This window comes from Arthrobacter sp. Hiyo1, assembly GCF_001263615.2.
GTDB lineage: Bacteria > Actinomycetota > Actinomycetes > Actinomycetales > Micrococcaceae > Arthrobacter.
In genome coordinates this window covers 225,926-228,126 of record NZ_DF952473.1, presented here as the reverse complement: position 1 = coordinate 228,126, position 2,201 = coordinate 225,926, and the positions used below count along the sequence as shown (strand labels likewise).

Sequence of the window (2,201 nt, the reverse complement as noted above, 5' to 3'; positions counted from 1 at the left end):
CTTTCCTTGGCGAGCTCGCCGTAACCGCGCAGCACGATGACTTCTGATGCTCCGGCGTCGCCACCCACGCGGATCTGGGCGTCGAGGCGGTTCGGCGCTTCGCTGCCTGCGTCCGCGAGCACGATGATGCGGCACGGATGTTCGCGGCTGGCCTCGTTGGCTGCTCGATGGCTTCTTCCTCAAGCCCGGACTTGGTCACCACCACGAGGGTCAGGACTCGTCCAAGGGCGATCACACCTCCCTGCTCGCGCAGGGAGGTGATCTTCTTGGAGATCTTGGAGGTGGTGGTGTCGGGAAGATCTACGATCATGGCCTTCTCCAGGTTCGTCCGTCGCGGGCAAGCAGCTCATCGGCCGAGGCCGGGCCCCAGCTGCCGGGAGCGTAGGGTTCGGGCTGTTCGTCGAGTCCGGCCCAGTATTCCTCGAAGGGGTCCAGGATCTTCCAGGACTCCTCGACTTCCTGGTGCCGGGGGAAGAGCGGGGGCTCGCCGAGCAGCACGTCCAGGATCAGGCGTTCGTACGCCTCGGGGCTGGACTCCGTGAACGAGTGGCCGTAGCCGAAGTCCATGGTCACGTCGCGGACTTCCATCTGCGTGCCGGGAACCTTGGACCCGAAGCGGATGGTAGCGCCCTCGTCGGGCTGGACCCGGATGACCACGGCGTTCTGGCCGAAGTCGTCCTCGCCGTGGCCGCGGAACAGCAGGTTGGGTGCGCGCTTGAACACCACGGCGATTTCCGTGACGCGGCGGCCAAGACGCTTGCCGGCCCGCAGGTAGAACGGAGCCCCGGCCCAGCGCCGGGTGTTGATGTCCAGGCGGATGGCCGCGTAGGTTTCCGTCTTGGAATCGGCCGGAATGCCGTCTTCCTCCAGGTAGCCCTGCACCAATTCCCCGCCCTGCCAGCCCCCGGTGAACTGGCCGCGGGCCGAATGGGTGGAGAGGTCCTCGGGAAGCCTGACAGCAGCGAGGACCTTTTCCTTCTCGGCACGCAGGTCGTCGGCATTGAAGGAAATGGGCTCCTCCATGGCCGTCAGGGCCAGCAACTGCAGCAGGTGGTTCTGGATGACGTCGCGGGCCGCGCCGACGCCGTCGTAATACCCCGCCCGGCCCCCGGTGCCGATGTCCTCGGCCATGGTGATCTGGACGTGGTCAACATAGTTGGCGTTCCACAAAGGCTCGAACAACTGGTTGGCGAAGCGCAGGGCCAGGATGTTCTGGACCGTCTCCTTGCCAAGGTAGTGGTCGATGCGGAAGACCGCGTCCGGCGGGAAGACGGACTCCACGATGTCGTTGAGCTTGCGCGCGGACTCCAGGTCGTGGCCGAAGGGCTTCTCGATGACCACGCGGCGCCACTGCCCGTCGCCGGCCTGCGCCAGCCCGTGCTTGGAGAGCTGCTGGCAGACCTGCTCGAAGGCCTTGGGCGGGATGGACAGGTAGAAACCGTGATTGCCGCGGGTGCCGCGGGTTTCGTCCAGTTCGTCCAGCGTGGCGCTGAGGCGCTTGAACGCCTGGTCGTCGTCGAATTCTCCCTGGACGAAGCGGATGCCCTCGGAGAGCTGGTTCCAGACGGCGTCGTCGAACGGGGTGCGGGAGTGCGCCTTGACGTTCTCCTTGACCTCGTTCGCGAAGTCCTCGTTGCTCCAGTCCCGCCGGCCGAAGCCGACGAGCGCGAAGCTCGGCGGCAGCAGCCCGCGGTTGGCGAGGTCGTAGACCGCCGGCATGAGTTTCTTCCGGGCAAGGTCACCGGTGACTCCGAAGAACACCAGCGACGATGGCCCTGCGATGCGGTTCAGGCGCCGATCCCGAGGATCCCGAAGGGGATTGCGGTGGCTTGCCTTTCCGGTGGACCGGTAACCGATTTCAGTTTCTGGCATGTTTGGGTTTGTGCCTTAGCTTTCGAGCGCGCTGGCCTGGCCGGCCAATGCGGCGACGATTTCCTGGAGCTGGGCAACGCCGGCTCCGCGGTCCGTGAGGTGCAGACGTAGTACCGGGCGGCCGTGGTTCTCGAGAACCTGGGCATCGCCGGCCGCCTGGGCTGCAATCAGCTGGCCGAAGGTGAACGGCCGTTCCGGAATGGCGATGTCGCCGGTCGCGGAAGCGGTCACTTGCAGGAACGAACCGATGGCCGGTCCGCCCTTGTGGAATTGCCCGGTGGAGTGCAGGAAGCGCGGACCCCAGCCAAAAGTGACCGGGCGGCCGCTGA

1 protein-coding gene and 2 pseudogenes are annotated in these 2,201 nt (G+C 66.1%); all 3 read right to left on the bottom strand.

Going from position 1 to position 2,201, the window contains the following annotated elements; genetic code table 11:
* Window positions 1-310: pseudogene (locus tag AHiyo1_RS16550) on the bottom strand (glucose-6-phosphate dehydrogenase assembly protein OpcA); the annotation flags it as partial.
* A complete protein-coding gene (gene zwf / locus AHiyo1_RS16545) occupies window positions 307-1,872 on the bottom strand; it encodes a glucose-6-phosphate dehydrogenase (RefSeq protein ID WP_059389277.1) in 1,566 nt (521 codons plus the stop codon). The pseudogene AHiyo1_RS16550 and the gene zwf, both read right to left, overlap by 4 nt.
* Window positions 1,873-1,887: 15 nt before the next feature.
* Window positions 1,888-2,201: pseudogene (locus tag AHiyo1_RS16540) on the bottom strand (glucose-6-phosphate isomerase); the annotation flags it as partial.